This is a genomic window from Bacillus sp. FJAT-22090 (assembly GCF_001278755.1).
Taxonomy (GTDB): Bacteria; Bacillota; Bacilli; order Bacillales_A; family Planococcaceae; genus Psychrobacillus.
Genome location: NZ_CP012601.1, coordinates 1933523 through 1950616, shown reverse-complemented (window position 1 = coordinate 1950616; position 17094 = coordinate 1933523). Strand labels below are relative to the sequence as shown.

Sequence of the window (17094 nt, the reverse complement as noted above, 5' to 3'; positions counted from 1 at the left end):
AGATTTCGTAAAGCGACTTGAGGATGGTGAGAGCTCAGGCAATGAAACTTTTTTAGATTATCCCTTTTGAGCAAAGGCACTGAACGTTAACTAGTAAGTGTCTTCGGATTATGTCCCGTTATGACATACTAAGCGGCGATTTTTTAGAAAATCGCAAGTAGGGTGGTACCGCGAGCTATAACTTCTCGTCCCTTTTTGGGATGAGGGGTTTTTTTATTTTCTAGCTCTTTTCTAGCACCTTACGCTTTTTCAAAAATAAGGAGGAATTAAAATGGAGTACAAAGACACGTTATTAATGCCAAAAACCGATTTCCCAATGCGTGGAAATTTACCTGTTAAAGAGTTAGATATCCAAACAAAATGGGCAGAAATGGATATTTACAAAAAAGTACAAGAACGAACACAAGGACGTCCTTTTTTCGTGTTACACGATGGTCCTCCATATGCAAATGGTGATCTTCACATGGGGCATGCACTAAATAAAGTATTAAAAGATATGATTGTTCGACATAAATCAATGACTGGATTTCATGCACCTTATGTACCAGGTTGGGATACACATGGATTACCAATTGAGCAGGCACTTACAAATAAAGGTGTAAAACGAAAAGAAATGACTTTAGCAGAGTTTCGTAAGCTTTGTGAAGAATATGCTTACGAGCAAATTGATAACCAACGCAATCAGTTTAAACGTCTAGGTGTTCGTGGCGATTGGGAAAACCCATATGTTACGCTAAAACCAGAATTTGAGTCTCGTCAAATCGAGGTATTCGGAGAAATGGCGAAGAAGGGGTATATCTATAAAGGTTTGAAACCAGTTTACTGGTCACCTTCTAGTGAATCTGCTCTAGCAGAAGCAGAAATTGAATATCAAGATAAAAAATCGCCTTCTATTTATGTAAGCTTTTCAGTAACAGAAGGAAAAGGCGTTCTAGAAGAAGGAACTAAATTTATTATTTGGACGACAACACCTTGGACTATTCCGGCAAACTTAGCAATTTCCCTTCATCCATCTGTAGAGTATGCGGTAGTTCAAGTAAAAGAAAATAAATTTGTTGTTGCAAAAGACTTAGTGGAATCTGTTGCATCCGAGCTAGATTGGGAAGAATATTCTGTTGAGCGTACATTAGTCGGAAAAGAAATGGATCGTCTTGTTGCAAAACATCCACTTTATGATCGTGATTCCTTAATTATCCTTGGGGAACATGTAACGACAGAATCTGGTACAGGTTGTGTTCATACAGCGCCTGGTCATGGGGAAGAAGACTTTTATGTTGGTAAAGCATATGGTTTAGACGTTTTATGTCCAGTGGATGACCGAGGAGTTATGACTGCAGAAGCTCCAGGTTTCGAAGGTCTTTTCTATGATAATGCTAATAAAGCAATTACAGAAGCTCTTGATAAAGTTGGGGCTTTAGAAAAACTTACATTCTTTACGCATTCATACCCACATGACTGGCGTACTAAAAAACCAGTTATTTATCGTGCTACTGCACAATGGTTTGCATCAATTGAAGCTTTTAGAGATGAATTATTGCAATCGATTCGTAATACTAATTTTACTCCTACTTGGGGTGAAACTCGTTTATACAATATGATTCGCGATCGCGGAGACTGGTGTATTTCTCGTCAACGTGTTTGGGGTGTTCCAATTCCTGTGTTTTATGCGGAAGATGGAGAGCCAATCCTTACTGAAGAAACTATTTCTCATGTATCAAAATTATTCCGAGAACATGGTTCAAATATTTGGTTCCAAAAAGAAGCGAAAGAATTACTTCCAGAAGGATTTACACACCCAAGAAGTCCAAATGGAATCTTCACAAAAGAAACAGATATTATGGACGTATGGTTTGACTCTGGCTCTAGTTATCAAGGAGTTTTAGTTGAACGTGACGATTTAGTATTCCCTGCTGATTTATATCTAGAAGGTTCAGACCAATATCGTGGATGGTTTAACTCTTCATTAATTACAAGCACGGCTGTATATGGTCATGCACCTTACAAAGGGTTATTAAGCCATGGATTTACGTTAGATGGTGAAGGACGTAAAATGAGTAAATCATTAGGTAATGTTATTGTGCCTTCTAAAGTGATGAACCAACTTGGTGCAGATATCGTTCGCCTTTGGGTAGCTTCTGTTGATTACACAGCAGACGTTCGAGTATCGGATGCAATCTTTAAACAAGTGACAGAGGTTTACCGAAAAATCCGTAATACATTCCGATTCTTACACGGTAATATTAGCGATTTCCATCCAGTGAATGATCGTGTTGAATTTAAAGATCTTCGTGAAGTAGATCAATATGTATACATGAAACTTCAAGAAGTCATTAAAACAGTAAGAGCTGCTTATGAACGTTACGACTTTGCTAGCGTTTATCATACAGTAAATAACTTTGTTTCAGGTGAGCTAAGCTCATTCTATTTGGATATTGCAAAAGATGTAGTATACATTTATGGTCAAGATCACAAAGATCGTCGTGCTATGCAAACAGTTATGTATGATACACTTCTTTCCCTTTTAAAATTAATGACACCAATATTACCTCATACAGCAGATGAGCTTTGGTCTTATTTAGAGAATGAAACTGAAGAAAGCATTCAACTTACAGATATGCCAGACGCATTTGAATACCCAGAGTATGAAGCATTAGCTGCTAAGTGGAGTAAAATCATGGATTTACGTGATGATGTATTAAAAGCATTAGAAGAAGCACGAAATGCTAAAACAATTGGTAAATCTTTAGAGGCTAAAGTAACGTTATATGTGAAAGATGAATTTAAACCATTGTTTGATACTGATACAATTGATTTTGCTCAATTATTTATCGTATCTCAATTTGAACTTGCAGGTTCTCAACAAGATGCTACAGAAGCTAGCTTAGTTCTTGAAAATGCTTCTGTTTTGGTGGAAAAAGCAGATGGAGAAAAATGTGAACGCTGTTGGACAATTTCTGAAACAGTGGGAGCAAACGAAAAACACCCAACATTATGTACTCGTTGTGCAGATGTTGTAGAGCAACATTATATCTAATAAAATCAATGTGGTCCGTAATAGTAGGACCACATTTTTTTTCAGTTAGAAAGTCTAAACTATTATAAATAGTATTCCAGCGAATATTCTGTGCGTTGAATCAGACAACTATTACAAGATTATCGAAAAAAGAAGAGGTGGTCGTGACGACAGTCACGACCACCCCTTCAAAATAATCTCACGGTAGTCATGTAGCCGAAGTCTGTCCAAAGCACTCCGATAACGATTGAGAACAGGTAATGTCTTAAGGGGGTATTAGCGCTCTTCTTATGCTGTCTAGCTCCAGCGACTAGCCCCTCGAGGTCAAATAACCTTCCCTCAACGAAGTCAAAGAACGACTTCTTTGTGGGAAGAACATTTGCTTGTCGGAGGGCCACAGGAAGTGGGTCATACAGTCGTTGCGACACGATGTCGCGAACTTAGACTGTATTCCTTCTGCGCTTGCGCTTTTCTTATGCTGTCTAGCTCCAGCGACTAGCCCCTCGAGGTCAAATAACCTTCACACAATGAAGTCAAAGAGCGACTTCTTTGTGTGAAGAACATTTGCTTGTCGGGGCTGACATAGTCGCTTGCGCTTTTCTTAATAGGTCATCTTTTACGTATATATAGAATGTATGGTAAACTGTTGTAGATTCTTTTAATTTTATTGGGTAGGTCTTACTATGCACAAGATCAATAAAGTTAAAACCTTCGGGGGAAATACCACAGATTCTTGTTCGATAAAATCTGGTGTAAAAACGCCAAGGTGAATTTGATTGCGGGGGAATTGTTGTGTGGAAATTTTATGGATTGGCAGCGTTAGTAATTGCGCTTGATCAGTGGACTAAATGGTTAATAGTTAAAAATATGGAATTAGGAGAACGAATTCCAATATTGGATCCTTATATTGGATTACTTTCTCATCGAAATCGTGGAGCCGCTTGGGGAATGTTACAAGGCCAAATTGGTTTATTTACAGTCGTAACGATTGTCGTCATAATTGGTATTATTTATTACTTTCATAAAGAAGCAAAAGGTAAACCAATGTTTCAGTCTGGTTTAATGCTACTATTAGGTGGAGCGATAGGAAACTTTATCGATCGACTTTGGAGAAATGAAGTAGTGGACTTTGTTGATGTCTTAATCCCAATCATTAATTATGATTTTCCTATTTTTAATGTTGCAGATGCAGCATTAACAATCGGTGTTGTAATTGTCATATTATTTATACTGAAAGAAGAACGAGCTGAAAAGAAAAAGGTGAAGTAATGGAAGAATTAACGTTTATTATTGAAAAAGAACTTGCAAAAGAGAGAATCGACAAAGCGATAGCATCATTTGACACAGAATGGTCGCGAACACAAATCCAAAATCTTATAAAAGATGGACATGTACTTGTGAATACAGAGGCTGCTAAATCGAACTATAAAGTGAAGGAAGGAGACGTAATTGTCGTAACTCCTCCTGAAGCAGTGCAACTTGATGTTGTTGCAGAAGATTTACATTTAGAAATTATTTATGAGGATGAAGATGTTGCAGTTGTATATAAACCACGTGGTATGGTTGTACACCCTGCTCCAGGACATGTAACTGGTACTCTTGTAAATGGTCTAATGTATCAAATAACAGATTTATCAGGAATTAATGGTGTTTTACGTCCAGGAATTGTTCACCGTATCGATAAAGATACAACTGGATTATTAATGGTAGCAAAGAATGATGTTGCGCATGTTTCGTTAGTTGATCAACTAGTAAAGAAAACAGTAACACGGAAATACACTGCAGTTGTACATGGTCGTATCCCTCATGACAAGGGAACAATTGATGCTCCTATTGGTCGAGACAAAAAAGACCGACAAAGTATGGCAGTTGTAGACAATGGAAAACATGCAGTTACGCATTTCCGTGTCTTAGAACGTTTTGATAAATTTACATTAGTTGAATGTCAGTTAGAAACTGGAAGAACGCATCAAATTCGTGTACACATGAAGTATATTGGTTATCCACTAGCAGGAGATCCGAAGTACGGTCCAAAGAAAACAATCGATTTCGATGGACAAGTTTTACATGCAGGGGTACTAGGGTTTATTCAACCCAAAACAGGTGAATATTTGGAGTTTTCATACCCACTTCCAGAGGATTTCACAAATTTATTACAAGATTTACGAAAACAATCATTGATTAAAGAAGATTAATGCTTTATACTAAGCAAAGAAAAGTAAATAGCTTCACCTTTAATAACAGTCCAGAGAGGCTGAGAAGGTACATGTGAAAGTGACTCACTATTTGTCTGCGGACTTATTTTGTGGGTGCACCCTATTTTATTACGCACATACAACCTCTTGGGCATCTCTAGCTCAAGAGGTTTTTTATTTTTTATCAATAAAAGGAGGGTACATATGGCGGAGAAAGCTAGCATTTTAGATGAACAGTCTATTAATAGGGCTTTGACAAGAATTGCACATGAAATAATTGAACGTAATAAAGGAATTGAAGAATGTATTCTAGTAGGGATAAAAACAAGAGGTGCTTTTCTAGCAAAAAGGCTTGCTAAAAAAATTGAAAGTATCGAAGGGAATGCAATCAAAACTGGAGAACTGGATATTACGTTATACAGAGATGACTTATCTTTAAAAAATGAATCGAATGAGCCACTCGTTCAACAAGTGGACATTACGCATGACGTAGCAAATAAAAAAGTTATTTTAGTAGATGATGTGTTATACACAGGAAGAACGGTCCGTGCTGCTATGGATGCAGTGATGGATTTAGGTAGACCTGCTCAAATTCAATTAGCGGTATTAATTGACAGGGGGCATCGGGAGCTTCCAATTAGAGCGGATTATGTTGGTAAAAATATTCCGACATCAAGTAGTGAAAGAATTGTTGTAAAAGTAGTAGAAACAGATGAGGTTGATGCAGTTACCATCTTTGAATAATAAATCTTATGGAAAAAGGTAGGAAAATCCCATGACAAATGCAGTGTTAGACGTAAACGAAAAGCCATCAGGTGGACAACTTATAACATTAAGTTTTCAACATATGTTTGCGATGTTTGGTTCCACTATTTTAGTGCCACAGCTAGTTGGGTTAAGTCCTGCAATTGCATTACTTACTAGCGGTATAGCAACGATTTTCTTTCTTTTAATCACGAAATTTCAAGTACCAGCATACTTAGGTTCATCCTTTGCATTCATTGCTCCTATTATTTTAGCAACAAAAGTTAGTGGAGCCGGAAGTGCAATGATCGGTGGGATGTTTGTTGGTATTACGTACGGAATAGTTGCCCTGGTTATTTGGAAAAGCGGGTATAAATGGATTATGAAACTACTACCCCCAATTGTAGTTGGTCCCGTAATCATGGTTATTGGATTAGGACTTGCTGGAGTAGCTGTAGATATGGCGATGAATATAAAAGTAGATGGTAACTCGGTATATAGCTTTACACACTTCTCTGCTGCTCTTGTAACATTATTTACAGCGATTTTCTGCACCATTTATTTTAAAAACATTTTAAGCACTATGCCAATTTTAATCGGTTTAATAGTAGGCTATATTTACTCAGCAGCCATTGGGATTATTGATTACACAGCAGTAAAACAAGCGCAGTGGTTTGAAGTACCTGACTTCTTAATTCCAGGAATAGATTATGATTTTGTAATAACTTCTAAGTTGTTGCTAATTATGGTTCCAATCGTAATTGTAACAATTTCAGAACATATAGGTCATCAATTAGTACTTGGTAAAGTAGTTGAACGTGATTATATAAAAGAACCAGGTTTACATCGTTCTTTACTAGGTGATGGTTTAGGAACATTTGTTAGTTCACTAATCGGTGGACCACCTAAAACGACTTATGGTGAAAACATCGGAGTTTTGGCCATCACACGTGTATATAGTGTATATGTAATTTTAGGTGCAGCTGTCGTTGCGATAGCTATTTCATTCCTTGGAAAAGTTATGGCAGTGATCGCATCGATTCCAACAGCAGTTCTAGGTGGAGTTTCCATACTCCTATTCGGAATTATTGCATCAAGTGGTCTTCGAATGCTCGTAGAAAACAATATTGACTTCGGTAATAATCGTAATCTAGTAATTGCATCTGTAATTTTAGTAATAGGTATCGGTGGTGCGAAGTTTGTTGTATCAGAATCATTAAGTATTGAAGGAATGGCATTAGCAGCGATTATTGGGGTTATTTTAAACCTAGTGCTTCCGGGTAGAAAAGAAGAACCAATTGCAGGTATGGAACAAAAAGAATAAATAACCTTTTAAGAAGTTGAACAGAGAGTCAACAAAAGGTTCGGCTAGAAGAGTAGGGATTTTCCATAAGATCCTTTACTTGTCTATGCAAAAACGAACCTTCTCGAGACTTTTCGAGAAGGTTTTTAACTTCATTGAGACAAATTTCTGAATAAAGTTAAAGCCTCCGGCGGATGTCATAGATCTTTCGAGGAATTTATCGAGCTAAATCGATAAAAATCTGAACGCAAATATGCCAACATGCATTTAATATAGGGGGATATAGATGAAAAACTTAGTATCGATGAAAGAATTATCTAAAGAACAAATTATGGATATTTTAAAACTAGCTCAAGCATTTCGTGAAGGCGAACAATCCACGTTAAAACATAACTACACAATGGCTAACTTATTTTTTGAACCGAGTACACGAACAAAAATGAGCTTTGAAATGGCCGAGAGAAAGTTACATTTAAATGTACTTCCTTTTGAGGCTGGCTTTTCTAGCACTTTAAAAGGAGAAACACTATATGACACGGTGAAAGCCTTAGAATCAATTGGGGTTGATGCGGTTGTAATCAGACATGAACAAAATAACTTCTTTGATGAATTAATAGAAAAAGTAAAACCAGTCATTATTAACGGCGGAGATGGAACAGGGAATCATCCTACACAAAGCCTCCTTGATTTATTGACTATCCAACAAGAATTCGGGACGTTTGAAAATAAGGAAATAACTATAGTTGGAGATATTGCACATAGCCGAGTTGCCCGGTCAAATGCAGATGCGCTTATAAGACTTGGAGCGAAAGTTAATTTTGTATGCCCACCCGAGTGGCAAGCAGAATTTGATGCAGTCAACAATATGGATGAAATAATTGAGACAAGTGATGTAATGATGATGCTTCGTGTACAGCATGAAAGACATGATGGAAAATCATACTTTACAAATGAAAGTTATCATGCAGCGTATGGATTGACTGTAGAAAGAGAAAAAAGGATGAAGGAAAATGCAATCATTATGCATCCAGGTCCATTTAATAGAGATATTGAAATAGCGAGTGAACTAATTGAAGTAGATCGTTCAAGAATCTTTAAGCAAATAGAAAATGGTGTTTTCATTCGGATGGCAGTCATTGAAATGATTTTGAAAGGGAGAGAATAGGATGACAAAAATTATTCAAAACGTTCAAATAGTTAACAATGAAGGAAATTTAGAAAACACTTCAGTTGTGATAGAAAACGGAGTAATCACTAAAATTGGGATGAATGAAACAATAAATGATGCACAAGTAATCGATGGTAAAGGTATGTTACTTTCTCCTGGTTTCATCGATGTACATGTTCATTTACGTGAGCCAGGTGGCGAGCACAAGGAGACGATTGAAAGTGGAACGAAAGCAGCAGCTAAAGGTGGATATACAACCATCTGTGCAATGCCAAATACGAGACCCGTACCAGATACAGTTGAAAACTTCACCCATGTTTTAGACTTAATAGAGAAAAATGCGCTTGTGCGAGTGTTGCCGTATGCATCTATCACTATTCGCCAAGCTGGAAAAGAAAGAACAGATATTGAAGCATTGAAAAAGCTAGGAGCATTTGCTTTAACAGATGATGGAGTAGGCGTGCAGGCAGCTGGCACAATGCTAGAAGCGATGGAGGAAGCAGCAAATTTTCAAATTCCTGTAGTAGCTCACTGTGAAGAAAACTCACTTATATACGGTGGAGTTATGCACAAAGGAAAACGAAATGAAGAACTTGGACTAAAAGGGATCCCTTCCGTTTCAGAATCAGTACATATAGCCCGGGATATTTTACTCGCTGAAGCAGCGGGAGCACATTATCATGTTTGTCACGTTAGTACGAAGGAATCTGTCCGTGTAATTAGAGATGCTAAAAAAGCTGGAGTAAAAGTGACAGCAGAAGTAAGTCCTCATCATTTATTGCTTAACGAGGATGATATTCCATCGAATAATGCCGTTTGGAAGATGAATCCACCATTAAGAGGGAAAGAAGATATGCTTGCACTTCGGTCTGGATTGCTCGACGGCACGCTAGATTTTATTGCAACAGATCATGCTCCTCATACAGAAGAAGAAAAAGCAAATGGATTCGAAAAAGCACCATTTGGAATTGTCGGACTAGAAACATCATTTCCTCTCTTGTATACACATTTTGTGAAAACTGGTGAGTGGACTTTGAAACAGTTATTAGATTACTTAACGATAAAGCCTGCTGAAGTTTTTGGATTTGAGTTTGGAAAACTAGAAGAGGGGGCACCTGCTGATTTAGTTTTGATTGACTTAGAAAAAGAACAAGCGATTGATAAAGAAGCATTTTTATCAAAAGGTAAAAATACACCATTTGACGGTTGGGCTTGTAATGGATGGCCTCAATTAACTATTTTCAACGGAGAAATCGTATGGCAGGAGGAGAACGCATGAAAACAAGATATTTAATATTAGAAGACGGCACTGTATTTAAAGGAAATGCATTTGGAAGTGAGGAAGGGACAATTGGTGAGGTAATATTTACAACGGCTATGACCGGTTATCAGGAATCTATTTCCGACCCTTCCAACTGTGGTCAAATATTAACGTTTACTTACCCAATGGTTGGTAATTATGGTGTAAACCCTGATGATTTTGAAGCTATTGAGATTGGACTTTCTGGTGTAGTTGTTAGAGAGCTTGCAGAACAACCATCTAATTTTAGAAGTGCTGGCTCATTAAGTGAATTTTTAGCAGCAAAAAATGTTCCAGGAATTGAAGGAATCGATACAAGAAAGTTAACCCGTATTATTCGTAAACACGGGTCCTTAAAAGGGCAGCTAACAAAAGCTGGAGAAGAAGTTAAGGTAGAAGAAATAGTTCAGACATTGAAATCTACTGAAATACCAAGAAATGTTGTAGAACAGGTTTCCATAACACGTCCATATCCAAGTCCAGGACGCGGAAAAAGAGTAGTATTAGTAGATTTTGGTATGAAGCACGGTATTTTAAGAGAATTAAACAAACGCGATTGCGACATTATAGTTGTGCCATATAACACTTCCGCAAAAGAAATCTTAGGTATGTATCCAGATGGTGTAATGCTTTCAAATGGACCTGGAGATCCAACCGATATACCAGAGGCTATCGAAATGGTGAAAGGAATTATTGGAAACGTTCCGATTTTCGGAGTATGTCTTGGTCATCAGCTTATTTCTCTAGCAAGTGGAGCAACATCATTTAAATTAAAATTTGGACATCGTGGAGGGAATCATCCGGTAAAAGATTTAACTACTGGAAGAACAGAGTTAACTTCTCAGAACCATGGTTATGCAATTGATGCAGACTCAATTGCAAATACAGATTTAGAAATTACACATGTTGCATTGAATGACGGTACGGTTGAAGGTGTAAGACATAAAAAGTTCCCAGTGTTCTGTGTACAGTTCCATCCTGAAGGATCTTCGGGACCTGAAGATTCTACTCATCTATTTGATCAGTTTATCGAATTAATGAATGCTAGAGACAAAAAGGAGAATTCAAATGCCTAAACGTAAAGATATAGAAACAATTTTAGTTATCGGATCTGGTCCAATTGTAATCGGTCAAGCAGCTGAGTTTGACTATGCTGGAACACAAGCGTGTATGTCATTAAAAGAGGAAGGATATAAAGTAATCCTTGTAAATTCTAATCCAGCGACAATTATGACTGACACAGAAATAGCAGATAAAGTATATATCGAACCAATCACTCTACCTTTTGTAAGCAAAATTATTCGTAAGGAGCGTCCTGACGCAATACTTCCAACACTAGGTGGTCAAACTGGTCTGAATATGGCCATTCAGCTGGATGAATCAGGTATTTTGGATGAACTAGGTATTGAAATTCTAGGTACAAAACTGGAGGCAATCCATAAAGCGGAAGATCGTGATTTATTCCGTACATTGATGAATGAATTAAATGAACCAGTTCCAGAAAGTGATATCATTCATAATTTAGAGGAAGCAAAAGCATTTGTTGAAAGAATTGGCTACCCTGTAATCGTGCGCCCGGCATTCACCCTTGGAGGAACAGGTGGTGGAATCTGTCATAATGATGCAGACTTATTGGAAATCGTAACAAGCGGATTAAAATATAGCCCAGTAACGCAGTGTCTTCTTGAGAAATCCATTGCTGGATATAAAGAAATAGAGTATGAGGTAATGCGTGACTCTGCGGATAATGCAATTGTTGTATGTAATATGGAAAACGTAGATGCAGTTGGAATTCATACAGGGGACTCTATCGTAGTTGCACCAACTCAAACATTATCAGATCGTGAAAACCAAATGCTACGAAATGTATCGCTAAAAATTATTCGTGCATTAAAAATTGAAGGTGGATGTAATGTTCAGCTAGCACTTGATCCACATAGCTTTAACTACTACATTATTGAAGTTAACCCACGTGTTAGTCGTTCTTCAGCGCTTGCATCAAAAGCAACTGGTTACCCAATAGCAAAACTAGCTGCAAAAATAGCTGTCGGATTAACATTGGATGAAATGATGAATCCTGTTACAGAAAAAACATACGCTTGCTTCGAACCTGCTCTCGATTATATTGTTGCTAAAATTCCTAGATGGCCATTCGATAAGTTCGAATCTGCAAAACGTAATCTTGGAACACAGATGAAAGCAACTGGTGAAGTAATGTCACTTGGTCGTACGTTTGAAGAAGCAATTTTAAAATCAGTTCGTTCTCTTGAAACTGGACACTTCCATTTAGAAATGAAAAACAGTGAATCTATTACAGACGAGTGGATGAAAAAACGTATTCGACGTGCAGGTGATGAGCGTTTGTTCTTCATCGGAGAAGCGTTGCGTAGAGGCGTATCGGTAGAGCAAATCCATGAGTGGAGCCAAATCGATGTGTTTTTCTTAAACAAACTACAAAACATTGTGCAATATGAGAAGGTTATTCAAGAAAATCCTTTCAATCAAGAAGTATTATACAAAGCAAAACGTATGGGATTTGCTGATAAAACAATCGCAAAATATTGGGATGTAAAAGAAATAGAAGTGTATGACTTCAAAAAAGAACATGGAATTGTACCAGTATACAAAATGGTTGATACTTGTGCAGGAGAATTTGAATCGGAAACACCTTACTTCTATGGTACGTATGAAGAAGAAAACGAATCCATCCGTTCGGAAAAAGAAAGTGTCATTGTATTAGGTTCTGGTCCGATACGTATTGGGCAAGGGGTAGAGTTTGACTACGCAACTGTACATTCTGTATGGGCAATTAAAGAAGCAGGATATGAAGCGATCATTATTAATAATAATCCGGAAACAGTTTCAACTGACTTCTCTATCTCAGACAAATTATATTTCGAACCATTAACAATAGAAGATGTAATGCATATCGTGGACCTAGAGCAACCAAAAGGAGTTGTTGTTCAATTCGGAGGACAAACAGCTATCAACCTAGCAGATGCATTAGAAGAAAGAGGAGTTAAAATTCTAGGTACTACACTAGAGGATATTGATCGAGCGGAAAACCGTAATAAGTTTGAAGCTGCCCTGCACGAAATCGGAATTCCACAACCATTAGGAAAAACTGCAGTTTCTGTAGAGGAAGCGATTGTAATTGCAAATGAAATTGGTTATCCAGTATTAGTAAGACCTTCCTATGTGCTTGGTGGTCGTGCGATGCAAATCGTATATAACGAAGATGAAATCAAACATTATATGGAAAATGCTGTAGAAGCGAGTCCAGAAAAACCAGTGTTAATCGACCGTTATTTAACTGGAACAGAAGTCGAAGTTGATGCTATCTGTGACGGGGAAAATGTACTCATTCCAGGAATCATGGAACATATTGAACGAGCAGGAGTTCACTCTGGTGACTCAATCGCTGTGTATCCACCGCAAAAACTATCACAAAAACATATCGATACACTGGTAGATTACACAACTCGTCTTGCTAAAGGATTAAAGATTGTCGGGTTAATGAACATTCAATACGTCATTTCAAAAGACGAAGTATATGTGATTGAAGTAAATCCACGTTCAAGTCGTACAGTACCTTTCTTAAGTAAAATAACATCAATTCCAATGGCAAACATTGCGACAAAAGCAATATTAGGTCAATCCATTGTAAAACAAGGATACAAACCAGGGCTTGCTCCAAATAGTCCAGGAGTATACGTAAAGGTACCGGTATTTAGTTTTGCAAAACTTCGCAGAGTGGATATTACACTAGGACCAGAGATGAAATCGACCGGTGAAGTAATGGGGAAAGACATTACCTTAGAAAAAGCTTTATATAAAGGTTTAGTAGCAGCTGGAATGGAAATTAAAGATCATGGCTCTGTCCTAATGACCATCTCAGATAAAGACAAAGAAGAAGCTACTGAGATCGCAAAAAGATTTTATAATATAGGCTTCCGAATTATAGCTACAGAAGGAACAGCAGATATAATCCAAAAAGCTGGCATTCCAGTTGATATTGTAGATAAAATTGGCTCAAAAGGCACAACGATTTTAGATGTCATTCAAAAAGGAAATGCACAATTTGTTATTAATACACTAACTAAAGGCATGCAACCAGAACGAGATGGCTTCCGCATTAGACGTGAGTCAGTAGAAAATGGTATACCGTGTTTAACTTCTTTAGATACAGCAGAAGCAATGTTGAGAGTAATTGAGTCTATGACATTCTCTACAGAAATAATGCAGAAACAGGAGGTTCGAGCATGATCAGACAAGAACAAATGCAAGTCGTAAACCAAAGTCAAATTGCGACGAACATTTTTGAACTAACATTAAGTGGACAGCTCGCATTAGAAATGAATCAGCCAGGTCAATTTGTCCATATACGTGTGTCTGATCAAATGGAACCTTTGCTTAGAAGACCAATCAGTATATCTTCTATTAACAAAGAAACATTAGAATTTACAATGATTTACCGCGCCGATGGAAGAGGGACTATCCTTCTTTCTGAAAAAAGACAAGGGGACCAGGTTGATGTACTTGGACCTCTTGGAAATGGTTTTTCAATTGATAAAATACAAGCGGGTCAAAAAGCTTTACTTGTAGGAGGTGGAATTGGAGTGCCTCCACTTTATGAGCTGTCGAAAAGATTGGTTGATAAAGGAGTACAGCCAATTCATGTGCTAGGTTTCCAAACAAAAGATGTAGTCTTCTATGAGAAACAATTTACGGAACTCGGTGAAACATTTATCGTAACAGCTGATGGTAGCTTTGGTCATGCAGGATTTGTTACAAATGTGCTTGAAACATTAGAGGATGATTTTTCAGTGTATTATAGCTGTGGTCCAACGCCTATGCTTGCTGCGCTTGAGAAAATGTATCCAGAAAAAGAAGGATATCTATCATTTGAACAAAGAATGGGTTGTGGCATAGGTGCATGCTTTGCGTGTGTGTGCGAAACTACAGAAAAAACAGATGCTGATTATGTGAAAGTTTGTTCAGATGGACCAGTGTTTGAGTCAGGAGTGATTCGAGTATGAATAGATTAGCAGTCGAATTACCAGGCCTTTCCTTGAAAAATCCGATAATGCCAGCTTCGGGTTGCTTTGGATTTGGAAAAGAATATGCGCAGTTATATGATCTTTCTAAGCTTGGAGCAATTATGATTAAAGCAACTACACCAGAAACGAGATTAGGAAATCCAACTCCTCGTGTAGCTGAAACACCTGCTGGAATGTTAAATGCAATTGGCTTACAAAATCCAGGCTTAACGAAAGTAATGGAAAATGAACTCCCTTGGCTAGAGCAATATGATGTGCCTATTATCGCAAATGTAGCAGGTTATATTACAGAAGATTATGTTACAGTTGCAGAAGCAATCTCCAAAGTACCAAATGTTCATGCACTGGAACTTAATATCTCCTGTCCGAATGTAAAACAAGGTGGTATTACATTTGGGACAGATCCGAAAGTGGCGGAAGAATTAACGAAAGCAGTGAAAGCAGTATCTTCCGTTCCGGTATATGTAAAGCTTTCACCTAATGTTACAAATGTAAATGACATTGCAAAAGCAGTGGAAGCAGGTGGAGCAGACGGAATAACGATGATTAATACGCTGCTCGGGATGCGATTAGATACTAAAACAGGAAGACCTGTAATAGCAAATATAACAGGAGGATTATCAGGGCCAGCAATTAAACCTGTAGCACTTCGAATGGTATATGATGTAGCAAAGCAAGTATCTATTCCGATTATTGGTATGGGTGGAATTGCTACTATTGAAGATGTCATTGACTTCTTAAGTGCAGGGGCTAGTGCTGTTGCAGTAGGTACAGCAAACTTTGTAGATCCTTTTGTTTGCCCGACTCTAATTGACCAGCTCCCAAATAAATTAGATGAATTAGGTTTTAATACGATATCTGAACTAGTTGGAAGGAGTCATCGTTTATGAAAAACAGTCCTATAATTGCATTAGATTTTGCTACTGCAGAAGATGTATATCAATTCTTGTCTCATTTTGAACAGACACTATTTGTTAAAGTAGGCATGGAGCTATATTTACAAGAAGGCCCTTCCATTGTATATAAGCTAAAAGAAATGGGTCATGATGTTTTTCTAGATTTAAAATTGCATGACATCCCAAACACTGTAGGACAAGCGATGAAAGGACTTGCTCGACTTGGAGCAGACCTCGTTAATATCCATGCGGCTGGTGGAGAAGCGATGATGATTGCGGCAAGAGAGGGTTTAGAAGCAGGTACAACTGCAGGAAATAGAAGACCTTCTATTATTGCAGTAACTCAACTCACATCAACTTCTGAGAAGCAAATGCAAGAGGAACAACTCATTCAAGCGACAATTGATGAGTCTGTTGTTCACTATGCAAAACTAGCAAAACAAGCAAATCTCGACGGTGTCGTTTGTTCCGTTTTAGAAGCAAAAAAAATTGCAGAAGCTTGCGGCAATGACTTCTTACGTGTGACACCAGGAATTCGTTTAGCAGAAGGAGACACACACGATCAAGTTCGTGTTGCTACTCCTTCAAATGCAAAAGTACTTGGCTCATCTCACATTGTAGTAGGCCGTGCAATCACAAAAGCAGAAAATCCAGTATTCGCGTATGAAAAAGTATTAAACATGTGGGAGGAAAACGCATGACATTAGAAAATAAAATCGCAAAAGCATTACTTCAAGTAGGAGCTGTAGAGCTAAAGCCAAATGAACTTTTCACATGGGCTTCCGGTATTAAATCTCCAATCTACTGTGATAACCGCATTACGATGTCTTCTCCTGAAATCCGAAAAGAGATTGCAAAAGGGTTAGCAGAAGCAATAGAAAAATACTTTCTAGGAACAGAAGCGGTAGCTGGGACAGCAACAGCTGGAATTCCACATGCCGCATGGGTTAGCGACGTATTAGAACTACCAATGATGTACGTTCGTTCGAAAGCCAAAGAGCATGGTCGTGGCAATCAAATTGAAGGTAAAGTTGTGCCAGGACAAAAGGTAGTTGTAATTGAAGATCTAATATCTACAGGTGGAAGCAGCTTAGTTGCAGTGGAAGCACTGCAAAAAGAAGGCTTGGATGTTCTAGGAGTTGTAAGTATTTTTACATACGGTCTTCCTAAAGCAGAGGAAGCATTTAAAGAAGCAGGAATAACCTTCGTAAGTTTAACAAATTATGATGCACTCGTGTATGCAGCAAAGGAAGCTGGAACAATCGCAGAAGAAGATTTACCACAGCTGACTAAGTGGCATAGTGATTTGAAGCAGGGATTGTTGAAATAATCAAAAAAGAGTTGTCCGATAAGGGACAACTCCTTTTTTGTCTGGAATAAATTTGTTTCCGACTAAACTCTCCATTATTCCAACT

Annotated in this window: 13 protein-coding genes and 1 other annotated feature (1 of these 14 running past the window's edge); all 13 genes read left to right on the top strand. The window is 37.8% G+C overall.

Annotated elements, in window-relative coordinates:
• Positions 1-196, top strand: a binding site (T-box leader) (it extends 29 nt beyond the left edge of the window).
• 75 nt (positions 197-271) lie between these two features.
• The 13 genes from ileS to pyrE all read left to right on the top strand — a co-directional run bounded on the left by ileS (position 272) and on the right by pyrE (position 17009).
• Complete coding sequence (ileS, locus tag AM499_RS10050) at positions 272-3034, top strand: isoleucine--tRNA ligase (RefSeq protein ID WP_053590081.1); 2763 nt, start codon at positions 272-274, stop codon at positions 3032-3034.
• Positions 3035-3805: 771 nt separating this feature from the next.
• Positions 3806-4282 carry a signal peptidase II gene (gene lspA / locus AM499_RS10045; protein ID WP_053590080.1) on the top strand — a complete coding sequence of 159 codons (477 nt, stop codon included), beginning with the start codon at positions 3806-3808 and terminating at the stop codon, positions 4280-4282.
• Positions 4282-5208, top strand: a complete 927-nt coding sequence (locus tag AM499_RS10040) for an RluA family pseudouridine synthase (RefSeq protein WP_053590079.1) — start codon at positions 4282-4284, stop codon at positions 5206-5208. The genes lspA and AM499_RS10040 overlap by 1 nt, the downstream gene beginning before the upstream one ends.
• A gap of 204 nt (positions 5209-5412) precedes the next feature.
• Positions 5413-5952: a bifunctional pyr operon transcriptional regulator/uracil phosphoribosyltransferase PyrR gene (gene pyrR, locus AM499_RS10035; RefSeq protein ID WP_053590078.1), complete on the top strand. Its 540-nt coding sequence runs from the start codon at positions 5413-5415 to the stop codon at positions 5950-5952.
• A 31-nt stretch (positions 5953-5983) separates the two neighbouring features.
• Positions 5984-7276 (top strand): uracil-xanthine permease family protein, encoded by a 1293-nt coding sequence (locus AM499_RS10030; RefSeq protein ID WP_053590077.1) that lies wholly within the window; start codon positions 5984-5986, stop codon positions 7274-7276.
• A 265-nt stretch (positions 7277-7541) separates the two neighbouring features.
• Positions 7542-8420, top strand: a complete 879-nt coding sequence (locus AM499_RS10025) for an aspartate carbamoyltransferase catalytic subunit (protein WP_053590076.1) — start codon at positions 7542-7544, stop codon at positions 8418-8420.
• Between the two features lies 1 nt (position 8421).
• Positions 8422-9702: a dihydroorotase gene (locus AM499_RS10020; RefSeq protein ID WP_053590075.1), complete on the top strand. Its 1281-nt coding sequence runs from the start codon at positions 8422-8424 to the stop codon at positions 9700-9702.
• Positions 9699-10799: a carbamoyl phosphate synthase small subunit gene (locus AM499_RS10015; protein WP_053590074.1), complete on the top strand. Its 1101-nt coding sequence runs from the start codon at positions 9699-9701 to the stop codon at positions 10797-10799. Before AM499_RS10020 ends, AM499_RS10015 begins: the two co-directional genes overlap by 4 nt.
• On the top strand, positions 10792-13989 hold the full coding sequence (gene carB, locus AM499_RS10010; protein ID WP_053590073.1) for a carbamoyl-phosphate synthase large subunit: 3198 nt from the start codon (positions 10792-10794) through the stop codon (positions 13987-13989). Before AM499_RS10015 ends, carB begins: the two co-directional genes overlap by 8 nt.
• Positions 13986-14762, top strand: coding sequence for a dihydroorotate dehydrogenase electron transfer subunit (locus tag AM499_RS10005; protein ID WP_053590072.1), 777 nt, complete (start codon positions 13986-13988; stop codon positions 14760-14762). The genes carB and AM499_RS10005 overlap by 4 nt, the downstream gene beginning before the upstream one ends.
• Positions 14759-15673, top strand: coding sequence for a dihydroorotate dehydrogenase (locus tag AM499_RS10000; RefSeq protein ID WP_053590071.1), 915 nt, complete (start codon positions 14759-14761; stop codon positions 15671-15673). Before AM499_RS10005 ends, AM499_RS10000 begins: the two co-directional genes overlap by 4 nt.
• Positions 15670-16380: an orotidine-5'-phosphate decarboxylase gene (gene pyrF / locus AM499_RS09995; RefSeq protein ID WP_053590070.1), complete on the top strand. Its 711-nt coding sequence runs from the start codon at positions 15670-15672 to the stop codon at positions 16378-16380. Before AM499_RS10000 ends, pyrF begins: the two co-directional genes overlap by 4 nt.
• Positions 16377-17009 (top strand): orotate phosphoribosyltransferase, encoded by a 633-nt coding sequence (gene pyrE / locus AM499_RS09990; RefSeq protein ID WP_053590069.1) that lies wholly within the window; start codon positions 16377-16379, stop codon positions 17007-17009. Before pyrF ends, pyrE begins: the two co-directional genes overlap by 4 nt.
• Positions 17010-17094: the final 85 nt, after the last annotated feature.

What these genes read in the sequence shown, in the direction of transcription:
- ileS (WP_053590081.1), top strand. Translation starts at nt 272, where the DNA reads ATGGAGTACAAAGACACGTTATTAATGCCAAAAACCGATTTCCCAATG.
- AM499_RS10040 (WP_053590079.1), top strand. Translation starts at nt 4,282, where the DNA reads ATGGAAGAATTAACGTTTATTATTGAAAAAGAACTTGCAAAAGAGAGA.
- pyrR (WP_053590078.1), top strand. Translation starts at nt 5,413, where the DNA reads ATGGCGGAGAAAGCTAGCATTTTAGATGAACAGTCTATTAATAGGGCT.
- AM499_RS10030 (WP_053590077.1), top strand. Translation starts at nt 5,984, where the DNA reads ATGACAAATGCAGTGTTAGACGTAAACGAAAAGCCATCAGGTGGACAA.
- AM499_RS10025 (WP_053590076.1), top strand. Translation starts at nt 7,542, where the DNA reads ATGAAAAACTTAGTATCGATGAAAGAATTATCTAAAGAACAAATTATG.
- AM499_RS10020 (WP_053590075.1), top strand. Translation starts at nt 8,422, where the DNA reads ATGACAAAAATTATTCAAAACGTTCAAATAGTTAACAATGAAGGAAAT.
- AM499_RS10015 (WP_053590074.1), top strand. Translation starts at nt 9,699, where the DNA reads ATGAAAACAAGATATTTAATATTAGAAGACGGCACTGTATTTAAAGGA.
- carB (WP_053590073.1), top strand. Translation starts at nt 10,792, where the DNA reads ATGCCTAAACGTAAAGATATAGAAACAATTTTAGTTATCGGATCTGGT.
- AM499_RS10005 (WP_053590072.1), top strand. Translation starts at nt 13,986, where the DNA reads ATGATCAGACAAGAACAAATGCAAGTCGTAAACCAAAGTCAAATTGCG.
- AM499_RS10000 (WP_053590071.1), top strand. Translation starts at nt 14,759, where the DNA reads ATGAATAGATTAGCAGTCGAATTACCAGGCCTTTCCTTGAAAAATCCG.
- pyrF (WP_053590070.1), top strand. Translation starts at nt 15,670, where the DNA reads ATGAAAAACAGTCCTATAATTGCATTAGATTTTGCTACTGCAGAAGAT.
- pyrE (WP_053590069.1), top strand. Translation starts at nt 16,377, where the DNA reads ATGACATTAGAAAATAAAATCGCAAAAGCATTACTTCAAGTAGGAGCT.